This is a genomic window from Nocardioides sp. LS1 (assembly GCF_003865225.1).
Classification (GTDB): domain Bacteria; phylum Actinomycetota; class Actinomycetes; order Propionibacteriales; family Nocardioidaceae; genus Nocardioides; species Nocardioides ginsengisegetis.
This window is the reverse complement of the sequence record NZ_BIFF01000002.1, coordinates 672,122-688,366: the sequence shown is the minus strand read 5'-3', so window position 1 is coordinate 688,366 and position 16,245 is coordinate 672,122. Positions and strand designations below refer to the sequence as shown.

Genomic DNA, 16,245 nt, shown 5'->3' with positions numbered 1-16,245 from the left:
CCCTTCGCGCTGTCCGCGGCGGGTCAGCGTCAGACGACCGTCCAGGTGTCGCCGCCGCCGATGAGGGCGGCCAGTCGCTCGGTGGGTTCACCGGGGGCGGCGTCGCGGGCCGTGGCGATCTGGCCGCGGGCCCCGTCGTCGTACGCCGGGCGCTCGACCTGGCGGAAGATCCCGATGGGCGACTGGTTGAGGTAGCCGGAGTCGGTGAGCCGCGAGATCGCGAAGGCGGTCGTCGGGTCGGGGTTGTGGGCGTCGTGGACCAGCAGCGCGTCCGCGGCCACCTCGCCGTGCCCGGTGCCGACGGTGACGACCTTGACGCCGCCGCCCTCGGTGTCGCGGACCAGGCCCTTGCTGCCCTCCACGCCGAACCGGATGGGCTCGCCGTGGACCAGCGGGATGATCGCGTCGGCCTTGGTGTCGTTGTTCTTGATCGCGTCGAAGGCGCCGTCGTTGAAGATCGGGCAGTTCTGGTAGATCTCGACGAAGGAGGTGCCGCGGTGCGCGGCGGCCGCGGAGAGCACGTGGGTGAGGTGCTTGCGGTCGGAGTCGATGGTGCGGGCGACGAAGGACCCTTCGGCGCCCAGGGCGAGGGAGACGGGGTTGAAGGGGTGGTCGAGTGAGCCCATGGGGGTGGACTTGGTGATCTTGCCCGCCTCGGAGGTGGGGGAGTACTGGCCCTTGGTGAGGCCGTAGATGCGGTTGTTGAACAGCAGGATCGTCATGTTGACGTTGCGGCGCAGGGCGTGGATGAGGTGGTTGCCGCCGATGGAGAGGGCGTCGCCGTCGCCGGTGACGACCCAGACGGAGAGGTCTTCGCGGGCGGTGGCGATGCCGGTGGCGATGGAGGGGGCGCGTCCGTGGATGGAGTGCATGCCGTAGGTGTCGAGGTAGTAGGGGAACCTCGAGGAGCAGCCGATGCCGGAGACGAAGACGATGTTCTCGCGGCGGAGGCCGAGCTGGGGGAGGAAGCCCTGGACGGCCTTGAGGACGGCGTAGTCGCCGCAGCCGGGGCACCAGCGGACCTCCTGGTCGGAGGTGTAGTCCTTGCCGGTCTGGGGTTCGTCGTTGGTGGGCACGCCCTCGACGCCGGAGCGGAGTCCGGGGAACGGGAGCTCGGTAGACGTGGTCACTTGCCCACCTCCTGGGTGGTCAGGGTTGCGGAGAGGTCGACGTCCACGCCCTCGGCCTGGGAGACGAGCTCGCCGATGGCCTCGGCGAGCTCGGCCGCCTTGAGGGGCAGGCCGCGCACGTGGTTGTAGCCGATGGCGTCGACGAGGTACTTGGCGCGCAGCAGCATCGAGAGCTGGCCGAGGTTCATCTCGGGCACGAGCACCTTGTCGTAGCGCTTGAGGATCTCGCCGAGGTCGTTGGGGAACGGGTTGAGGTGGCGCAGGTGCGCCTGGGCGACGTTGTATCCGGCCTTGCGCACGCGGCGTACGCCGGCACCGATCGGGCCGTAGGTCGACCCCCACCCGAGCACCAGGACCTTCGCCTCGCCGCTGGGGTCGTCGACCTCCAGCGGAGGCAGCGAGTTGGCGATCCGGTCGACCTTCGCCTGGCGGATGCGGACCATGAAGTCGTGGTTGGCGGGGTCGTAGGCGATGTTGCCGTGCCCGTCGCCCTTCTCCAGGCCGCCGATGCGGTGCTCGAGGCCCGGGGTGCCGGGGATGGCCCAGGGACGCGCGAGGGTCTCCTCGTCGCGGAGGTAGGGCCAGAACTCGGTCGCCTCGCCGTCCTCGCCGCTGCCGTGGTTGTGGCCGGTGGCGAAGGCGGGGTCGATGACGGGGAGGTCGGCGATCTCGGGGATCCGCCAGGGCTCGGAGCCGTTGGCGAGGTAGCCGTCGGAGAGCAGCATGACCGGGGTGCGGTAGGTCACCGCGATCCGGGCGGCCTCCAGCGCGGCGTCGAAGCAGTCGCCCGGTGACTGCGGGGCCACGATCGGGACCGGGGCCTCGCCGTTGCGGCCGAACATCGCCTGGAGCAGGTCGGCCTGCTCGGTCTTGGTCGGCAGGCCGGTGGAGGGGCCGCCGCGCTGCACGTCGACGACCAGCAGCGGGAGCTCGGTCATCACGGCCAGGCCGATCGCCTCGGACTTCAGCGCGATGCCGGGGCCGGAGGTGGTGGTGACGCCGAGGGAGCCTGCGAAGGAGGCGCCGATCGCGGCACCGATGCCGGCGATCTCGTCCTCGGCCTGCAGCGTGGTCACGCTGAACGCCTTGTGCTTGGACAGCTCGTGGAGGATGTCGGAGGCCGGGGTGATCGGGTAGGACCCCAGGAAGATAGGCAGCCCGGACTGCACGCCGGCCGCGACCAGGCCGTAGGCCAGGGCCAGGTTGCCGGTGATGTTGCGGTAGGTGCCCGCGGCCATGGGAGCGGGCTTGATCTCGTAGGAGACCACGAACGTCTCGGTGGTCTCGCCGAAGTTCCAGCCGGCCTTGAAGGCGGTGATGTTGGCGTCGCGGATGTCGGCGACCTTGGCGAACCGCTTCTCCAGGAACGTGATCGTCGACTCGATCGGGCGGCCGTACATCCAGGACAGCAGGCCCAGGGCGAACATGTTCTTCGCGCGGGCGGCGTCCTTGCGGGACAGGCCGAACTCCTTGACCGCCTCGACGGTCATGCCGGTCAGGTCCACGGGGTGCACGGCGAACTCGCCGAGCAGGCTCCCGGCGTCGCCGATGCTGTCGAGCGGGTTGGCGGTGTAGCCGGCCTTGGTCAGGTTGCGGGCGGTGAAGTCGTGGGTGTCCACGATGATCGTGGCGCCCTTGGGCAGGTCGCCCAGGTTGGCGCGCAGCGCGGCGGGGTTCATGGCGACCAGCACGTCCGGGGCGTCGCCCGCGGTCAGGATGTCGTGGTCGGCGAAGTGGACCTGGAACGACGAGACGCCAGGAAGCGTGCCCTGGGGAGCCCGGATCTCCGCGGGGAAGTTGGGCAACGTCACCAGGTCGTTGCCGAAGACCGCCGACTCCTGCGTGAACCGGTCACCGGTCAGCTGCATCCCGTCACCGGAGTCGCCGGCGAACCTGATGATCACGCGGTCGAGCTGCTTGACCTGCTTTGTCACCGCAGCATCCCTACTTCCTTGACCCAGTCGAAACACGTTCCAGTCCTGCGCGCCCACAGCGTGGGCCCGGCTCCCCACGATACCGGGGAGCCACGGGGTGGCGGACGGTGCTTCCGGGGGTGGGACGAGCCCGGGTCTGCGGCGTCTCGGGACGCGATGCGCGGGGCGTGACCCACGACACGCGTCCATAAATCTGACTCGAACACTAAAGTCGACTAGCATTCCCGACATTGACGAGAAACGCCCCGACTCGCGGGGCGGGAAAGAGATGGCATGAACAACACGATCAAGGCTGCCGCGGCCATTGCGACCGTCGGGGTGCTGGCCTTGTCGGGGTGCTCCAGTGACTCCTCTGCCAGCGACGCGAACACGCTCAACGTGGTCGGATACTCCGTCCTCGAATCGGCCAACTCCGGCGTCATCGACGCCTTCAACAAGACTGCCGACGGCAAGGGCGTCGACATCAAGGGTTCCTACGGCGCCTCCGGCGACCAGGCCCGCGCCGTCATCGCCGGTGCCGACGCTGACGAGGTTCACCTCTCCCTCGAGCCCGACGTGACCAAGCTGGTCGACGAGGGCATCGTGGCCGACGACTGGAAGGACAACGACACCAAGGGCATCTGCACGCAGTCGCTCGTGGTGATGGTCGTGAAGTCGGGCAACCCCAAGCACATCGACAGCTGGGACGACCTGACCAAGCCCGGCATCGGCATCGTGACCCCCAACCCGGCCTCGTCCGGCTCCGCCAAGTGGAACCTCCTCGCGGCCTACGGCTCGGTCCTCGCCGACGGCGGCTCCGACGCGGACGCCGAGGCCTACATGAAGAAGTTCTTCGGCAACATCGCCGCCCTCCCGGACAGCGGCCGTGACGCCACGACCGCGTTCACCAGCGGCACCGGCGACGTCCTGCTCTCCTACGAGAACGAGGCCATCCTCGCCCGCCAGAACGGCACCGACTTCGACTACGTCATCCCGGACTCCTCGTTGCTGATCCAGAACCCGTGCGCGGTCACCAAGGACGCGGCGCCGGCGGCCGAGAAGTTCCTGGAGTTCCAGAAGAGCGACGAGGGCCAGAAGCTGTACGCCGAGACCGGCTACCGCCCGCTCGTCGACGTCCCCGGCCTCAACGTCGAGGGCGCCAACGACCCGGCCAACCCGTTCCCGAACCCGGCCAAGCTGCTCACCATCGACGACAACTTCGGTGGCTGGGACGAGGCCAACACGAAGTTCTTCGACGAGAACGACGGCATCATCACCAAGATCCAGGCGGAAGCGAACCAGTAATGGCGACCACTGCTCCTGTCGCGGGAGCTGTGGGGGGCCGGTCGGCGCGCAAGCGCCGATCGGCCTCGTCCGGTTCCTCGCTGTCCGCGGTGTCGGGGCTCGGCCTCGGCGTCGCCATGATCTGGTTCAGCCTCCTGGTCCTCATCCCTCTCGCTGCCGTGGTCGTCAAGGCCTCCGGTGGCGGCTGGGAGACGTTCCAGGACGCCGTGACCAACAAGCAGACCCTGGCCGCGCTGCGGCTGACGGTCTTCACGTCCCTCGGTGTGACCGCGTTGAACATGGTCATGGGAACGATCATCGCCTGGGTGCTGGTTCGTGATCGTTTTCCTGGCAAGGCCATCCTCGACCTGGTCATCGACATCCCGTTCGCGCTGCCGACGATCGTCGCCGGCCTCGTGCTGCTCTCGCTCTACGGTCCGGGCAGCCCCGTCGGCGTGCACGCCAGCAACACGCGGATGGCGGTCTTCCTCGCCATCGCCTTCGTGACGCTGCCGTTCGTCGTCCGCACGGTGCAGCCGGTCCTGGAGGAGATGGAGACCGACGTCGAGGACGCCGCGGCGTCGCTCGGCGCGAGCCGCATCACCACCTTCCGCCGGGTCGTGCTCCCGACGCTCGTGCCGGCGATCTTCGCCGGGGCCGCGCTGTCGTTCGCCCGCGGCATCAGCGAGTACGGCTCGCTGGTCCTGCTGAGCGGCAACCTGCCCTACCGCACGGAGGTCACCTCGGTGCGGATGCTGTCCTACCTCGAGGGTGGTGACACGGCCTCCGCGGCCGCCGTCGCGACCATCCTGCTCGTGGTGGCGCTGCTGGCGATCGTCGCGCTCGACGTGATCCAGAGGAGGGTGGCGCGCCGTGGCTAGCTCCGCAGTCAAGAACGAGTCCCTGCTGGTGAAGTGGGGCCTGCGCCTGCTCGTGGTCGGCTACCTCTTCTTCCTGGTCGCCTGGCCCACCTCGCTGGTGGTGAAGGAGACCTTCGCCCACGGCACCCAGGGCATCCGCGAGGCGCTGGCCGACCCCGACGTCGTGCACGCGCTGCAGCTCACCGGGCAGGTCGCCGTCGCGGCGGTCCTGATCAACCTGGTGTTCGGCGTGGGCATGTCCCTGCTGCTGGTCCGGTTCAACTTCCCGGGCAAGCGCATCCTCTCGGCGCTGATCGACGTACCCCTGTCGGTCTCGCCGGTCGTGGTGGGCCTGGCCCTGGTGCTGGTCTACAACGGCCGCTTCGGCTGGTTCGGCCCGACGCTGGAGGCCAACGGCCTTCAGGTCATCTTCGCCAAGCCCGGCATGATCATGGCGACCTGCTTCGTGGCCCTGCCGCTGGTGATCCGCGAGGTCGTGCCCGTGCTCGAGGAGATGGGTGACGACCAGGAACAGGCCGCGCGCAGCCTCGGTGCCAACGCCTGGCAGACGTTCCGCCGGATCACCCTGCCCGGCATCAAGTGGGCGATCGTCTACGGCGTCGTGCTCAGCCTGGCCCGGTCCCTCGGTGAGTTCGGCGCGGTGAAGGTCGTCGCCGGCAACATCGGCGGCGAGACCCAGGTCGCGACCGTCCTCGTCCAGCAGAAGTACCAGAACTTCCAGCAGGAGACGGCCTACTCGATGTCGTTCATGCTCGCCTTCGCGGCGGTGCTGTGCCTCATCGTGGTCGCCCTGCTGCGTCCGAAGGAGGACAAGAAATGAGTATCGACGTCTCCGGCGTCTCGAAGCGCTTCGGCGACTTCGTCGCCCTCGATGACGTGTCGGTGTCCCTGCCGACCGGCCAGCTGACCGCCCTGCTCGGGCCGTCGGGTGGCGGCAAGTCCACCCTGCTCCGGATCATCGCCGGCCTCGACAGCGCCGACGAGGGGTCGGTCAGCATCGAGGGCACCGACGCCACGAAGCTGCCGCCGCAGAAGCGCAACGTGGGCTTCGTGTTCCAGCACTACGCGGTCTTCAAGCACATGACCGTGGCCAAGAACGTCGCGTTCGGCCTCGAGATCCGCAAGCGGCCCAAGGCCGAGATCGCCGCGAAGGTCGACGAGCTGCTCCGGCTCGTCCACCTCCAGCAGTTCGCCCACCGGCTGCCCTCGCAGCTCTCGGGCGGCCAGCGTCAGCGGATGGCACTCGCGCGCGCCCTCGCCGTGGAGCCGAAGGTGCTGCTCCTCGACGAGCCGTTCGGTGCGCTCGACGCCAAGGTCCGCAAGGAGCTGCGCGACTGGCTGCGCCGCCTGCACGACGAGGTGCACGTGACGACGGTGTTCGTGACCCACGACCAGGAGGAGGCCCTCGAGGTCGCCGACGAGATCGTGGTGATCAACGACGGGCGCGTGGAGCAGGTGGGCACCCCCGACGAGCTGTACGACGCCCCCGCGAGCGACTTCGTCATGTCGTTCCTCGGCGAGGTCACGACGCTCGGCGGCGTACTGCTCCGTCCGCACGACATCACCGTGTCGCTGGCGCCCACCCTCGCGGGTGCCGTGCCCGGCCGGGTGACGCGGGTCCTCCGCGTCGGCTTCGAGGTGCGGGTGACCGTCACCGCCGAGGACGGCTCGGACATCACCGTCGTGATGACCCGGACCCACGCCCGCTCGCTCGGGATCGACGAGGGCGTCCAGGTCTGGCTCACCCCGGAGAACGGCGCCCTCACCGTGCCGGTCATGAAGAAGCGGACCGACGACTCGCTCCTGGAGTCCGCCGTCTGACCGCGAGAGGGCACTCTCCGGCACTCTGAACGGGGTGAGAGGGCACTTCGAGGCAGCACCACTGCCTCGAAGTGCCCTCTCGCGTGTCTGGGAGTGCCCCCCAGTGCCGCGTCAGCGGTAGTTGGTGAACTGCACCGCGAAGTCGAGGTCCTGGCCCTTGACCAGCGCCTGGACGGCCTGGAGGTCGTCGCGCTTCTTGGAGGAGATCCGGAGCTCGTCGCCCTGGATCTGGGCCTTGACGCCCTTGGGGCCCTCGTCGCGGATCAGCTTGGAGATCTTCTTGGCGTCCTCGGAGGTGATCCCCTCCTTGAGGGTGATCGAGATCTTGCTGACCTGGCCGGACTGGCGCGGCTCGGAGGCGTCGAGGATCTTCAGGCTCTGGTTGCGCTTGATCAGCTTGTCCTTGAAGACGTCGAGGACGGCGGTCGCGCGGTCGTCGGCCGACGCCTCGATCTCCACGCCCGTGTCGCCGGACCACTCGATCTTGGCGCCGGTGCCCTTGAAGTCGAAGCGGGTGGCGACCTCGCGTGCGGTCTGTCCGAGGGCGTTGTCGACCTCCTGGCGGTCGAGCTTGCTGACGATGTCGAACGACGAGTCGGCCATGGTGTCTCCTCCTGCTGCGGGGCCCGCCGGGGGTCCCGGCGGTTTTCGTCTGGCGATGTGGCTGCGCTATTGTTTCGCCTTGCTGCCGACCGGCCAAACGCCGGTGGCGCGGCACCCCAGGCAGGTTGCCCGAGCGGCCAATGGGAGCGGACTGTAAATCCGTCGGCTTTGCCTTCGAAGGTTCGAATCCTTCACCTGCCACGAACGCCCCCGGTCTCCACCGACCGGGGGCGTTCCTCGTCTGAGCTGTGGAGTTGTGGTGCGGTGCCGGGGAGGCAGCCCCGCCGCGGTGACTACTTGCCGTGGGGGCAGCTGACCCAGGTGACGACGTAGCCGTCGGGGCAACGCTTGGTGCTGGTCACGAGGCCGCCGTGGCGGCGGATGTCGACGACGCAGGAGCACAGCTCCCCGGAGGCGACGGTGACGGTGTGCCAGGTCATTGTCCGCTCCGCCCCAGCAGCTGGACGCGCTCGCCGTTGAGGAGCTTGCCGCGGAGCGGGTGCTCGTCGCGGGTCTTGGTGACGTTGAACCACCCGTCCCAGTACATCGAGTCGGGACCCGGCATGCCCGGACCGGACGCGAGGCGGACGTAGCCGACCTCCTTGTCCTGGTCGAGCACGCACGCTCCGTCGGTGATCGGGGAGCCGAAGGCGTCGCGCAGGAAGTGCTCGTGCTGGTGGTGGTAGTGCTGCTGCGGCTGCTGGTCGATGCTCATCTGGCTCCCCTCCCGGAGTCGTGGTTTCGATGTCGGGATGATGCTCGTCGCGGCCGCCACCAAACCGGTCTGTCGCCCACGTCACGCGGTGCGCCCGGAGGTGACCGGATGACGGGTGGAGAGCCGCGTTCGGGTCCGGCATCCGGCGCGCGGAGCCGGGCCCGGCTCAGTGGCTCAGTGGCTGCGCTGTGGGGCCGGCACGGGGACCGGTGAGGTGCGGTCGGGGTGCAGGCGCCGGTCGACGCCGCAGTCGCGGCCCGCGGTGCTCGCGCAGGAGACGAGCCCGACGTCCAGTGGATCGACGCGGTCGTCGGCATGCACCACGACCACGGCGCCGAGCGAGATGGTGACGGCGAGGGTGGCGATCGCCGTACGTCCGTCGAGGATCATCTGGCTCCCTCCCGGAGTGTTGCCCAGGACCTGAGCCTGCGCACGGGAGGGGGCCGCCAAACGGGCTTGTCGGCGAGATCACCGACGATGCGAACGTCGGTGCGGATGCCGGAACGGTGGCGCCCGATCGGTCCGACATCCGGCGGTACGGTGGTCCGACGTCGAAGCCGCCGCCGATCGGAAGGCCCCCGCCATGACCCCGTCCGAGCCCTGGTGGAAGTCCGCCGTGGTCTACCAGATCTATCCGCGCAGCTTCGCCGACAGCAACGGCGACGGCATCGGTGACCTGCCCGGCATCACGGCCCACCTCGACCACCTCGTGGCCCTCGGCGTCGACGTGGTGTGGCTGTCCCCGGTCTACCCCTCGCCGCAGGACGACAACGGCTACGACATCTCCGACTACCAGGACGTCGATCCCGTCTTCGGCTCGCTGGCCGACCTGGACCACCTGCTCGCCGAGCTGCACGCCCGGGGCATGAAGCTGGTGATGGACCTGGTCGTCAACCACACCTCCGACGAGCACCCGTGGTTCGTCGAGTCGCGCGCGTCGAAGGACAACCCCAAGCGGGACTGGTACTGGTGGCGGCCACCAGCCGCCGACGGCGGCCAGCCCAACAACTGGGGCTCGTTCTTCTCCGGCTCCGCCTGGGAGCGCGACGAGGCGACCGGCGACTACTTCCTGCACCTGTTCAGCCGCAAGCAGCCCGACCTCAACTGGGAGAACCCCGAGGTGCGGCAGGCGGTCTACGCGATGATGCGCTGGTGGCTGGACCGCGGGGTCGACGGGTTCCGCATGGACGTCATCAACATGATCTCCAAGGACACAGCGCTGCCCGACGGCCAGCGGGCCGCGGGAGCGCCGTACGGCGACGGGGGGCCGAGCTTCCTCAACGGGCCGCGCATCCACGAGTTCATCCAGGAGATGCACGCCGAGGTCTTCGAGGGTCGTGAGGCGGAGCTGATCACGGTCGGCGAGATGCCGGCGGTCACCGTCGAGCACGCCGTCCTGTTCACCGACCCCGAGCGGCGCGAGCTCGACATGGTCTTCCAGTTCGAGCACGTGGGCCTCGACCACGGGCCGGGCGGCAAGTGGGACGTGCGCACCCTCGACCTCCGTGACCTCAAGCGGTCGCTGGGGCGCTGGCAGGAGGCGCTGGCCGAGCGCGGCTGGAACAGCCTCTACTGGAACAACCACGACCAGCCGCGGATCGTGTCGCGCTTCGGCGACGACGGCGCGCACCGGACGGCCTCGGCCACGATGCTCGGGACCGTGCTGCACCTGCACCGGGGGACGCCGTACGTCTACCAGGGCGAGGAGCTCGGCATGGCCAACGTCGGCTTCGAGCGGGTGGACCAGCTGCGCGACATCGAGTCGCTCAACCACCACGCCCACGCCGTCGCCGGCGGCGCGGACCCGGCTGCGGTGATGGCCGCCATCGCCGCGATGGGGCGCGACAACGCACGGACCCCGATGCAGTGGGACGCAGGCCCGCAGGCGGGCTTCACGACCGGTACGCCGTGGATCGACGTCAACCCCGACCACGAGACCGTCAACGCGGCCGCCCAGGTCGGTGTGGAGGGCTCGGTCTTCGAGCACTACCGGCGCCTCGTGGCGCTCCGGCACGACGAGCCGGTGGTGGCTCTCGGTGACTTCACGATGCTGCTGCCGGACCACCCGACGGTCTATGCGTTCACCCGCCGCCTCGGCGACGACGAGCTGCTGGTGCTGGGCAACTTCTCGGGCGCGCAGGTCGAGCTGCCCGAGGAGGTGGTCGAGCGGGACGCCGCACTGCTGCTGGGCAACCTCACGGGTGACGTCGACCCGGCGGTGCTGCGACCGTGGGAGGCGCGGGTGCTGCGCCGGACCGTCACTGGATGACGCTGAGCGCCCCCGCCACCAGGAATCCCGCGACGGTGAACAGGCCGACGGCCCGGCCGCCGTGCTGGTGCGCCTCGGGGGTCATCGAGTCGGCGAGCATCATGAGGACGGCGCCGCCGGCGAAGGCCTCGGCCGGCGCGGCGATGCCGGTCAGGTGCCCGGCCAGGGCGTTCCCGAGCAGCGAGGCGACCCCGCAGGCGGCGGTGAGCCCCGTCCACATCCAGAAGATCCGTTGCTGCGTGGTGCCGGACGCCTCGAGGCTGGTCGTGCCGGCCAGGCCTTGCGGCACGTTGGAGACGAAGATCGCCGCGAGGAACGCCAGGCTCAGTGACCCGCCCAGCGCAAGGGTCAGGCCGAGGATGAAGGCCTCGGGGATGCCGTCGAGGAGCGCCCCGAGGAACATCGCGGCGCCGCTGCCCTCCCCGGCCTGCTCGGACGAGGGCTTGATGCGCTGCCGGTGCTCGCCGCCGCGGGAGTCGATCAGCAGGTCGCCGAGGTAGTACGCCGCTGCGCCGCCGACGAAGCCGAGCACCGGCGCGATCCCGTGCCGCAGGCTCTCCTGGGGGACGAGCTGGTAGGCGACCGCGCTCAGCAGCGTGCCCGCGCCGAAGCCCATCAGCAGGCCGACCGCCCGGGTCCGGTGTCCGAGCGGCTTCGCGAGGGCCTGGCCGACGTAGAGCGATGCCGACGAGAACGCGCCCCAGAACAGGGCCATCCACATGGTCAGTCCTCCCCGTCGGCACTGCTCGTGTAGAAGCCGGAGCTCTTGCGCGACAGGATCTCGCGCCGCTCCTCGGGGCTGAGCGACTCGACCTGTGCCACGACGTCGGCGGGGAAGCCGCTCACCTCGGGGGCATCGGCCAGCGGGACGAGCGTGGTGACCACGCGGTCGTCGTACACGTGGAGCACGTTGACCGACTGGTGCCCGTCGACGCCGGACACGAAGCGGTCGACGGGCGCCGGGTCGGAGGTGTAGCAGGTCGCGGAGGCCACGGAGACCGGGATCCCCGCGAACGTGGAGTACGACGAGAAGTGGAAGTGGCCGCCGAGGATGCCCCGCACGTCGGTGCCCTCGAGCACCGCTGCCAGCCGGTCCTGGTCGAGGAGCTCGATGATCTCGGCGGCGCGCAGCATCGGCACCGGGATCGGCGGGTGGTGCAGCGCGAGCAGCGTGCCGTGCGGCGCCGGGGTGCTGAGCACGTCGGCCAGCCAGGTGAGCTGCTCGTCGGTGATCTCGCCGTGGTGGTAGTCCGGGACGCTGGTGTCGAGCGCGACGATCCGCAGCCCGTCGACGTCGTGGACCCGGTCCTGGGGACGCTCGGCGCCGTCGGGGCCGGCATCCTCGTCGAACAGCGCCCGGGCGTACGGCGGTCGCTCGTCGTGGTTGCCCATCACCCAGACGACCTGCGCCCCCATCGCGGCCGCGGCCGGCTCGACGACCTCGCGCAGCCGGGCGTACGCCGCAGGCTCGGCCTTGTCGGCGAGATCGCCGGTGAACACGAGCGCCTGGGGCGGTGGGTCGACGTGAGCCAGGCGCGCCAGGGCTCGCTGCAGGCCGGCGACGGTGTCGATGACGCCGTACTGGAGCCGATCGGCGAGCAGGTGGGGGTCGCTCACGTGCGCGACGACGTGGTGGGGCGCGGGGTACTGGCCGAGCTGGACGGGCACGACGCCCAACCTAGCGAGGTCAGGCGCGCTCCAGCAGGAAGACGGGGATCAGCCGGTCGGTGCGGGCCTCGTACTTCGCGTAGTTGGGCCAGGCGCGCAGCATGACCTGCCACATCCGGGCCCGCTCCGCGCCCTCGAGCTCGCGCCAGCGGACGGTCGTGGTGCGACCGCCGATGGTGATCTCGGCGGTCTCGGTGGCGCGCAGGTTGCCCACCCACAGGGGCATCTTCGGTCCGCCGAAGTAGGAGCCCGCGATCAGCCACTTGCCGTCGTGCGGGACGCACAGCAGCGGCGTCGACCGCGGGATGCCACTCTTGCGACCGGGCACGGTCAGCGTCAGGTTGGGCAGTCCCGCGACGTCGAGCAGGCTCACCCGGCCCTTCGTGACGCGCTGGAGCGTCGTGTCGACGGTGACGACCTGGGGGAGGAGCTTCGGCATCCAGGAGAGCGCCCCGATGCGGACGGCGAGGGGAGTCAGCAGGCCCATGGGCCAGATCCTACTGACAGTGAGAACGTGTTCTACCGGGCGGGTTCGATCCGCCCGGTGACCTCGCCGAGTGCGATCCGGCCGCCGGACGTGCCGGGGGCGGTGTAGCGGAGCACGACCTCGTCGCCGTCCTCGAGGAACGTGTGGCCTCCGGCGAACGGCTCGGTCCCGCCCCAGCTCAGCTCGAGGAAGGAGCCGCGCTGGTCGCGGTCGGGGCCGCTGATCGTGCCCGAGCCGTAGAGGTCGCCGGTGCGCAGCGAGGCGCCGTTGACCGTGATGTGGGCCAGCATCTGCGCTGGCGACCAGTACATCGAGCGGTACGGCGGGCGGCTGACCACCTCGCCGTTGAGCTCGATCTCGACGTCGATGTCCAGCCCGCGCGCGGTGTCGGGGGACAGGTAGTCCAGCGGCCGCGGGTCCTGTCCCGGGAGGTCGACCCAGGCGGCGTCCAGCGCCTCGACGGGCGTCACCCACTGGCTGATCGAGGTCGCGAAGGACTTGCCCAGGAACGGCCCGAGCGGGACGTACTCCCAGGCCTGGATGTCGCGGGCCGACCAGTCGTTGAGCCCGACGACGCCGAAGACGTGGTCGGCGAAGGCGTCGACGGTCACCCGGTCGCCCATGGCCGTCGGTGTGCCGACCACGAAGCCGAGCTCGGCCTCGATGTCGAGGCGGCGGCTGGGTCCGCAGGTGGGGGTGTCCTCGGTCGGGGCCTTCCGCTGCCCGCACGGCCGGACCACGGGGGTGCCGGACGCGACGACGGTGCCGGAGCGCCCGTGGTAGCCGACGGGCAGGTGCCGCCAGTTGGGCAGCAACGGCTCCTGGTCGGGGCGGAAGATCCGGCCGACGTTGGAGGCATGGTCGAGCGAGGCGTAGAAGTCGACGTAGTCGGCGACCTCGACCGCGAGGTGCATCGTCACGTCCTCCAGCGGCACGAGGTGCGGCTCGACCAGGTCCCGCTCGGTCTCGTCGGTGAGCAGCCCGGTCAGCCAGCGCCGCACCGACGTGCGGACCGCCCGCCCCTCGGCCATCAGGGCGTTGAGCGAGGACTCCTGGAAGACGTGGTGCACGTCGAGCATCTCGGCGGCCGCGACCGGCGCGAGGTCCAGGACCCGGTCGCCGATCCGGACGCCGACGCGCGGGTCCTCACCGGGTCGCGAGAACACGCCGCACGGCAGGTTGTCGACGTCGAAGAGGGAGCCGGCGGCGCCCTCGACCCAGGTGGCGGCGGCCGTGGGGGTGCTCATGAGTGGTCCTCCAGGAGTCCGAGGGCGATCAGGTCGTCGAGCGGCTCCGTGACGCTGCACGAGCCGAAGGAGGTGAACCACCGGCGGGCCCCGCCCAGGTCCTCGGCCCGGGCGGCCGCGGCGAGGGTGGCGCCGTCCCGCTCCTCGAGGGTCGCGACGACCTCGTCGAGCCCGGCGCCGTCGAAGGCGCGACGGGTCGCGAGCAGCACGTTGAGGAAGCCGTGGTGCTCGAAGCCGCCGTCCGCTGCCGGGCCGGTGTGCCGCACCGCGTTGTGCAGCCCGGCGGTGCACTTGAAGGGTGTCTCTCGGTCCAGCGCGGCGTCGATCCAGCGGGCCAGCGCGTGGGCGGCGGGGAAGAGGTGGGCCTCGAGCCCGCCGGTCCGGAACTTCAGCCGCAGCTCGCGCTCGGCCGCCACGTCCGCGGCCGCCAGCCAGGTGGCCGTCGACCCCGCGTGCGGCAGCTCCAGGAAGACCGGGGTGTCGTCGCCCATCAGGCCCTCGTCGCGGGCCGCGTCGACCGCGGCCACCACGCGACGGGCGTTGCCGGGCAGGTCGTCGAGGTCGCGCAGCGCGATCTCCAGCCCCGCCACGGGGTGCTGGTGCCGGGCGGCCAGCCGCAGGGCGCCCGCGATCGCACCGGCGCCACCGGTCACCACGACCGACACCGGGATCTCGACGGGCTCGACCACCGAGGCGCCGACCTCGGGGAGCCTCACGTCGGTGACCACGAACGACGCCACGAACGGCGCCGACCAGTGCCCGCGGCGATCGACGTACGCCGTGACGGCGTCGGCGAGGGGTGTCTCGGCAGGCGGGAAGATGGCCGCGTCGTCGACCAGTCCGGCCCAGGCGGGTTCCAGAGTGGAGGTCACGCGGCTACTCTAACCAGCAGGCAGATAGCGGACGAATCGTTCGATTATCGGACAATAGGCGAACAGGCAGACTGGCACCATGGCGCACTACCGGCAGGTCGGCGAGGTCCCCCCCAAGCGGCACACGCAGTTCCGCGATCCCGAGGGACGGCTCTACTACGAGGAGCTGATGGGGGAGGAGGGCTTCTCCTCCGACTCCTCGCTGCTCTACCACCGGGGCGTGCCGTCGGCGATCGTCGGCGCGGACGTGTGGGAGCTGCCCGACCAGACGCGCACTCCCAACCACCCCCTCAAGCCGCGCCACCTCAAGCTGCACACCCTCGAGACCGGGCCCGACGCGGTGACCGGCCGGCGGCTGGTGCTCGCCAACAACGACGTCCGGATCAGCTACGTCGTCACCGGCGGCCAGGACTCCGGGCCCTCCCCGCTCTACCGCAACGCGATCGGCGACGAGTGCGTGTACGTCGAGACCGGCAGCGGCACCGTCGAGACGGTGTTCGGCACGCTGGCCTACCGGCAGGGGGACTACGTCGTCGTGCCGCGGGCGACCACCCACCGCTGGGTCCCCGCCGAGCCGAGCCGGCTCTACGCGGTGGAGGCCAACAGCCACATCGCCCCGCCCAGGCGCTACCTCTCCCGCTACGGACAGCTGCTCGAGCACGCGCCCTACTGCGAGCGCGACCTGCACGGGCCCGTGGGGCCGCTGCTGGCCGAGGATCCCGACGCCACCGACGTCGAGGTGCTGGTCAAGCACCGCACCTCGGCGGGCATCGTCGGCACCCGGATGACCTACGCGACCCACCCGTTCGACGTGGTCGGCTGGGACGGCTGCCTCTACCCCTACACGTTCAACATCGACGACTACATGCCGATCACGGGCAAGATCCACCAGCCGCCGCCGGTCCACCAGGTCTTCGAGGGCCACAACTTCGTGATCTGCAACTTCCTGCCCCGCAAGGTCGACTACCACCCGCTGGCGGTTCCGGTGCCCTACTACCACTCCAACGTCGACAGCGACGAGGTCATGTTCTACGTCGGCGGCGACTACGAGGCGCGCAAGGGCTCGGGCATCAACATCGGCTCGATCTCGCTGCACCCGGGCGGGCACGCCCACGGTCCGCAGCCCGCCGCGATCGAGGCGTCGCTGGGCGCCGAGTACTTCGACGAGTCGGCCGTCATGGTCGACACCTTCGCCCCGCTCGACCTCGGTGAGGCCGGCGTCGCGGCCGAGGACCCGGCGTACGCCTGGACGTGGGCGGGCCGTGGCCTGGAGGGTGACGACAACCCGGCGGTGTTCAGCAACAGCTGAGCTGGCGCCCGGTGCATCGGCTGTTGACCACCGGGTAAGGATGTAG

At 70.3% G+C, this 16,245-nt stretch carries 17 protein-coding genes and 1 tRNA gene; 7 read left to right on the top strand and 11 right to left on the bottom strand.

Annotated elements, in window-relative coordinates:
* Positions 1-29: 29 nt before the first annotated feature.
* On the bottom strand, positions 30-1,130 hold the full coding sequence (locus tag EJF31_RS08140) for a 2-oxoacid:ferredoxin oxidoreductase subunit beta (protein ID WP_125036581.1): 1,101 nt from the start codon (positions 1,128-1,130) through the stop codon (positions 30-32).
* Positions 1,127-3,064, bottom strand: coding sequence for a 2-oxoacid:acceptor oxidoreductase subunit alpha (locus tag EJF31_RS08135; protein ID WP_125036580.1), 1,938 nt, complete (start codon positions 3,062-3,064; stop codon positions 1,127-1,129). The genes EJF31_RS08140 and EJF31_RS08135 overlap by 4 nt, the downstream gene beginning before the upstream one ends.
* Positions 3,065-3,337: 273 nt before the next feature.
* Between EJF31_RS08135 and EJF31_RS08130 the strand changes: the two genes are divergently transcribed.
* The 4 genes from EJF31_RS08130 to EJF31_RS08115 all read left to right on the top strand — a co-directional run bounded on the left by EJF31_RS08130 (position 3,338) and on the right by EJF31_RS08115 (position 7,029).
* A complete protein-coding gene (locus EJF31_RS08130) occupies positions 3,338-4,348 on the top strand; it encodes a sulfate ABC transporter substrate-binding protein (protein WP_125036579.1) in 1,011 nt (336 codons plus the stop codon).
* 89 nt (positions 4,349-4,437) lie between these two features.
* On the top strand, positions 4,438-5,208 hold the full coding sequence (cysT, locus tag EJF31_RS08125) for a sulfate ABC transporter permease subunit CysT (protein WP_260430704.1): 771 nt from the start codon (positions 4,438-4,440) through the stop codon (positions 5,206-5,208).
* The gene (locus EJF31_RS08120) at positions 5,201-6,028 is read left to right on the top strand and encodes a sulfate ABC transporter permease (protein WP_260430703.1); all 828 of its coding nucleotides are present in this window, start codon (positions 5,201-5,203) and stop codon (positions 6,026-6,028) included. Before cysT ends, EJF31_RS08120 begins: the two co-directional genes overlap by 8 nt.
* Entirely contained in the window at positions 6,025-7,029 is a 1,005-nt protein-coding gene (locus tag EJF31_RS08115; RefSeq protein WP_125036577.1) for a sulfate/molybdate ABC transporter ATP-binding protein, read from the top strand. The genes EJF31_RS08120 and EJF31_RS08115 overlap by 4 nt, the downstream gene beginning before the upstream one ends.
* A gap of 111 nt (positions 7,030-7,140) precedes the next feature.
* Here the strand turns inward: EJF31_RS08115 and EJF31_RS08110 are convergent, their stop codons facing one another.
* The gene (locus tag EJF31_RS08110) at positions 7,141-7,632 is read right to left on the bottom strand and encodes a YajQ family cyclic di-GMP-binding protein (protein WP_125036576.1); all 492 of its coding nucleotides are present in this window, start codon (positions 7,630-7,632) and stop codon (positions 7,141-7,143) included.
* Between the two features lie 119 nt (positions 7,633-7,751).
* Here EJF31_RS08110 and EJF31_RS08105 point away from each other — a divergent pair.
* A tRNA-Tyr gene (locus tag EJF31_RS08105) sits at positions 7,752-7,833 on the top strand.
* Between the two features lie 92 nt (positions 7,834-7,925).
* On the opposite strand, the gene EJF31_RS21800 is transcribed toward EJF31_RS08105, so the two are convergent.
* From EJF31_RS21800 to EJF31_RS08095, 3 genes are all read right to left on the bottom strand, one after another.
* A complete protein-coding gene (locus EJF31_RS21800; RefSeq protein ID WP_182540912.1) occupies positions 7,926-8,072 on the bottom strand; it encodes a hypothetical protein in 147 nt (48 codons plus the stop codon).
* Positions 8,069-8,347 carry a hypothetical protein gene (locus tag EJF31_RS08100; protein WP_125036575.1) on the bottom strand — a complete coding sequence of 93 codons (279 nt, stop codon included), beginning with the start codon at positions 8,345-8,347 and terminating at the stop codon, positions 8,069-8,071. The genes EJF31_RS21800 and EJF31_RS08100 overlap by 4 nt, the downstream gene beginning before the upstream one ends.
* Positions 8,348-8,521: 174 nt before the next feature.
* Complete coding sequence (locus EJF31_RS08095; RefSeq protein ID WP_125036574.1) at positions 8,522-8,737, bottom strand: hypothetical protein; 216 nt, start codon at positions 8,735-8,737, stop codon at positions 8,522-8,524.
* A gap of 193 nt (positions 8,738-8,930) precedes the next feature.
* Between EJF31_RS08095 and EJF31_RS08090 the strand changes: the two genes are divergently transcribed.
* Complete coding sequence (locus EJF31_RS08090; protein ID WP_125036573.1) at positions 8,931-10,616, top strand: alpha-glucosidase; 1,686 nt, start codon at positions 8,931-8,933, stop codon at positions 10,614-10,616.
* Here the strand turns inward: EJF31_RS08090 and EJF31_RS08085 are convergent.
* Genes EJF31_RS08085 through EJF31_RS08065 form a run of 5 tightly spaced genes read right to left on the bottom strand, consistent with a single transcriptional unit; the run spans position 10,606 to position 14,890 of the window.
* Complete coding sequence (locus tag EJF31_RS08085; RefSeq protein WP_125036572.1) at positions 10,606-11,337, bottom strand: ZIP family metal transporter; 732 nt, start codon at positions 11,335-11,337, stop codon at positions 10,606-10,608. The two genes, EJF31_RS08090 and EJF31_RS08085, sit on opposite strands and share 11 nt — an antisense overlap.
* 2 nt (positions 11,338-11,339) lie before the next feature.
* Complete coding sequence (locus EJF31_RS08080) at positions 11,340-12,284, bottom strand: metallophosphoesterase (RefSeq protein ID WP_221767500.1); 945 nt, start codon at positions 12,282-12,284, stop codon at positions 11,340-11,342.
* Between the two features lie 19 nt (positions 12,285-12,303).
* On the bottom strand, positions 12,304-12,771 hold the full coding sequence (locus EJF31_RS08075; protein WP_125036570.1) for a nitroreductase family deazaflavin-dependent oxidoreductase: 468 nt from the start codon (positions 12,769-12,771) through the stop codon (positions 12,304-12,306).
* A gap of 32 nt (positions 12,772-12,803) precedes the next feature.
* Positions 12,804-14,018, bottom strand: a complete 1,215-nt coding sequence (gene fahA, locus EJF31_RS08070) for a fumarylacetoacetase (RefSeq protein WP_125036569.1) — start codon at positions 14,016-14,018, stop codon at positions 12,804-12,806.
* The gene (locus EJF31_RS08065) at positions 14,015-14,890 is read right to left on the bottom strand and encodes a hypothetical protein (RefSeq protein ID WP_125036568.1); all 876 of its coding nucleotides are present in this window, start codon (positions 14,888-14,890) and stop codon (positions 14,015-14,017) included. Before EJF31_RS08065 ends, fahA begins: the two co-directional genes overlap by 4 nt.
* A gap of 79 nt (positions 14,891-14,969) precedes the next feature.
* On the opposite strand from EJF31_RS08065, the gene EJF31_RS08060 reads away from it, so the two are divergent.
* On the top strand, positions 14,970-16,199 hold the full coding sequence (locus tag EJF31_RS08060; RefSeq protein ID WP_125036567.1) for a homogentisate 1,2-dioxygenase: 1,230 nt from the start codon (positions 14,970-14,972) through the stop codon (positions 16,197-16,199).
* The last annotated feature ends 46 nt before the right edge of the window (positions 16,200-16,245 follow it).